At 66.1% G+C, this 3,724-nt stretch carries 4 protein-coding genes; 1 reads left to right on the top strand and 3 read right to left on the bottom strand.

The annotated features are described in order from the left end of the window. Together EOD07_RS26380 and EOD07_RS26385 are read right to left on the bottom strand one after the other, a co-directional pair. Window positions 1–179 (bottom strand): efflux RND transporter permease subunit (locus tag EOD07_RS26380; RefSeq protein ID WP_164772541.1); only part of this gene is annotated, 179 nt, incomplete at its 3' end. Between the two features lie 29 nt (window positions 180–208). Further along, window positions 209–1,777: an efflux RND transporter periplasmic adaptor subunit gene (locus EOD07_RS26385; protein WP_245470493.1), complete on the bottom strand. Its 1,569-nt coding sequence runs from the start codon at window positions 1,775–1,777 to the stop codon at window positions 209–211. Between the two features lie 328 nt (window positions 1,778–2,105). Between EOD07_RS26385 and EOD07_RS26390 the strand changes: the two genes are divergently transcribed. Beyond that, the gene (locus EOD07_RS26390) at window positions 2,106–2,288 is read left to right on the top strand and encodes a hypothetical protein (protein ID WP_127237500.1); all 183 of its coding nucleotides are present in this window, start codon (window positions 2,106–2,108) and stop codon (window positions 2,286–2,288) included. Between the two features lie 47 nt (window positions 2,289–2,335). On the opposite strand, the gene EOD07_RS26395 is transcribed toward EOD07_RS26390, so the two are convergent. Continuing rightward, a partial coding sequence (locus EOD07_RS26395) for an FAD-binding oxidoreductase (RefSeq protein ID WP_164772540.1) occupies window positions 2,336–3,724 on the bottom strand: 1,389 nt, incomplete at its 5' end.

The following is a 3,724-nucleotide window of genomic DNA, read 5'->3' on the forward strand; positions in this document are numbered from 1 at the left end:
GTCATCACCTCCGGGCTGGCGCCGGGATAGAAGGTCTGCACCTGGATCGTCGGGTAGTCGACCTCCGGCAGAGCCGAGAGCGGCAGGAACAGATAGGCGATCATGCCGACGATCAGGATGGTGGCCATGATCAGCGTGGTCGCCACCGGCCGCAGGATGAACGGTCGCGACGGGTTCAGCCAGCCGGCAACGAGACCGCTCGGCGCGTTCATTGGCTGGCGCCGCTGTCGCCGCCATTGCCGCCACCGCCTGCATTACCGCCGCCGTCGCGGCGATGGTGACGGTGCTTGTGGCTGGCGCCAGCGCCCGATGCATCCGTGCCCTCGCCTGCCTGGCCGCTGCCTGCCGAGCCGGCCTGGTCATTGGAGGCGGCGGACGCGTTGCCGGAATTGGCGGTGGGCGTGTTGCCGGAGTTTGCCGCGCCAGCAGCCGGGCTGCCTGTCCCGGCCGCTTGCGGCTGCGCAGGTGCAGCGCCGGCGGCCGGCGCTGCACCTGAGACTGGCGCGGCATTGTCGGGTACGGAGACCTTGGCGCCGTCCTTCAGCCGGTCGACGCCGTCGACCACGACCTTGGCGCCTGGCGCCAGGCCGGAAAGCAACTGCGTGACGGTGGCGTTGCCCGGGCCGAGCGTAACGGTCTTCACCGAGACGGTGCCGTCGTCATTGAGCTGATAGACGAAGGTGCCTGGCGCGCCATGCTGGATGGCGGCGTTGGGCAGCACGCTGACGCCGGTCAGCGTGCGCACCAGAAGATGCACGTTGACGAACTGGTTGGGATAGAGCACGCCATCGGTGTTGGGGAAGACGGCGCGCAGCTTCACCGTGCCGGTGGTCGGATCGATCTGGTTGTCGATCGTCTGCAGCGTGCCTTCGGCGATCTGCTTTGTATCGTTGCGGTCGAACAGGCTGGCCTTCAGCCCGGCATTGCCGTGCGTCTGTTCCAGCACCTGCGCCAGGCTGTCCTCGGGCAGCGAGAACAGCACCGAGATCGGCTGCATTTCGGCGATCACCGCGATACCGGTGGCGTCGCCCGGCGTGACGTAGTTGCCCTGGTCGACGAGGCGCAGGCCGATGCGGCCGTCGGCAGGCGCCGTGATATGGCTGTTGGCGATGTTGACCTGCACGGCCTCGATCTGCGCCTGGTCGGACACCACGGTCCCCTCGTCGGACTGGACGGTGGCGCGCTGCAGGTCGACCGCCTGCTGCGTGATGGCGTTCGATGTGAGCTTCAGGTCGCGGTCGAGGTCGAGCTTGGCATCGGCAAGCAGCGCCTGGTCGTGCTCCAGCTGACCCTGCCACTGATGCAGCGACGCTTTCAGCGTGCGGTCGTCGATCTGGGCCAGGAAGTCGCCCTTCTTCACATTCTGGCCCTCGGTGAAGCCGATCTGGGTGATCTGTCCGCTGACCTGCGCGCGCACCGTCACGGTCGACAGCGGCGTCACGGTTCCCAGCGCTTCGAGCACGATCGGGATATCGGCCTGCGTCACCGACGCGACGGCAACCGGCTGCGCGAGATCGCCGCCGCCACGGAAACGGCCGCCGCCACGATGGCCGCTCTGCTGCTGGACCTGAAGGGGATGCAGCCAGAGCGCGGCGCCAGCCGCGGCCAGGACGAGGAGCAGCGCAACGATCCAGCCGCGCCGCGACCGGCGCGCGAGCGGCGGCCCGACCTGGGTCGCGTCCCTGTTGGGAAGCGTGGGCTCGCTGCGGGCCAGAGGCTCGCTGAGCGGCATTGGCTCGCTGCGGCGCTTGCGCCGGCTGACGACTTCGTCGTCCACTTCTGTCACCTGCTCATCAAGCCGCGTCCGGAAGGTCCGCCGCGCGGAGCCGCCCGCCGAACCCTCGCCGATCGCGTCGTCAGACATGCGCGAGGCAGGTCACAGGGCCGCGATCCTGCCCGAAGCATAGGCTTGCGGATTCTGGCGCGCAATTCCGACGCACATTAAATTCCTGTAATAAATTGAATGGGTTAGGGCCAGAAAATGGCCTTCAATTGCAGGAAAAAAGACGCGATTGTGCGACGAAAATCGGGGACGGCGGAGAATGCCGTCCATCGCTTTTAGACAAATGACCACAAGGCCTTAAGGGGCGAGACCGAGGTGATCAGTGACGATGCACGCCTGCGTCGCTCGTGCGCAAAACATTACCCGGGAACCAAGCCCGCGCGTTAGCGTTGCCTCACATAACGACAATTTGGAGATCGTCATGCTGCGAGGCGGATTGCTTTGGCTTATCGGGATTCCGTTGCCCATCATCATCATTCTCTGGCTGCTCGGCTACCTGCACTAGCAGTCGTGGCGCCTGCGTAGCGCAAGGTACGCAGGCGCCAGGGCAGTTTATCCGCCATCCTTCTTCCGTCGGCGAGGCAAAGCCTCGATCTCTTCCGCGGACAAGTCCTTCACCTCATTCCAGAAGCGCGATTTCGCCGCGTTGAGCAGACCGGCCGGGTCGAGCCTTTTCTTCCAAGCCAGATGCTTGAAATCCGGCTTCATGCTGCCGCCTTCGACATAGGGTAGATGCGGGTTCGAGGTGCCCAGTCCCTGCGCCTCGTAGACGGCTGTGATTTCCGCCAGGCGCGCGTCGTCGGTGTAGCGCACGATCGGCAGGTCGAAGGCGACAAGCCTGTCGTTGAGCAGCGCGAATTCGTGATGCATCAGCACCTCGTCGCCGAAGATTTTCCGCAGCGGCTCGATCGGGCGACTGTCGAGCGGCGCGGGGAACGTCACCTGCAGATTGGTCACCGTGCGGTCCTGCTTCAGCACCTGCAGCGTGGTGTGGTTGTAGGAGAACTCGGACAGCGCCGGCAGACCGGAAGCCGCGATGCCTTCAGCATCCAGGTCGATCTCGACTGTGCCGCCATGATGGCGCAGCACATCGCGAACCGCTGCCGCATCCGGCTCGGCCACGATGACTATGGCGAGGTCGCGGCGGCGCTTCGCGAGCTCGCCGAGCTTGGCGATCGAAGCCGCGATGCGACCGTCCACGGTGGTCAGCAGCTTGAGGTTCAGCGCGCGCGCGTCGCCGAGCGCCATGCCGGCCTCGAAAGCCTGCCGATAAGTGTCGAAAGAGGCGACGACGTTGCGCCAACGCGGCGACGCGACGGTGCCGAGCGTCACGTCGGTAATGACGCCGTTCAGCCCCCAGGCATGATGGATGGCGAGGATTTCAGGACCGGTGAAGACATGACGTTGCGGTTTCTTCTCCATTGACAGAACCGTGATCGCCTGGATGTTCTTGCCGTCGCGCAGCATGCCGTGGCGGATCGAGCCGATGCCGCCGGAGCCGCCGGCGATGAAGCCGCCGATGGTGGCGATCGCCTCGGTCGAGGGCACGATCGGCAGTTCGCGGCCATGTTGCGCAAGCGCCGCATTGATGTCGCCGATGCGGGCGCCGGCCTCGGCGCGTACCGTGCCGGGGCCGATCTCCAGCACGCGCGAGATGCGGGTCATGTCGACGATCAGCCCGCCATCCATCGGCACGGCCTGGCCGTAATTGCCGGTGCCGCCGCCGCGGATGACGACCGGCACCCGCCACTCAGCCGCCACCGCCAGGCAGCGCGCCAGTTCGTCCACCGACGCAGGTGCCGCGACGAGGTCACCGAAACAGGACGACAGCTGGCGGCTGAGGATCGGGCTGTACCAGAAGAAATCGCGCGAGCGCTTCTTGACGACCGACGGCGTGTCGAAGGTTTCGATGCCGTCGAGCGCCCTGGCGAAGGCCTGCCA

Source organism: Mesorhizobium sp. M2C.T.Ca.TU.002.02.1.1 (assembly GCF_003997225.1).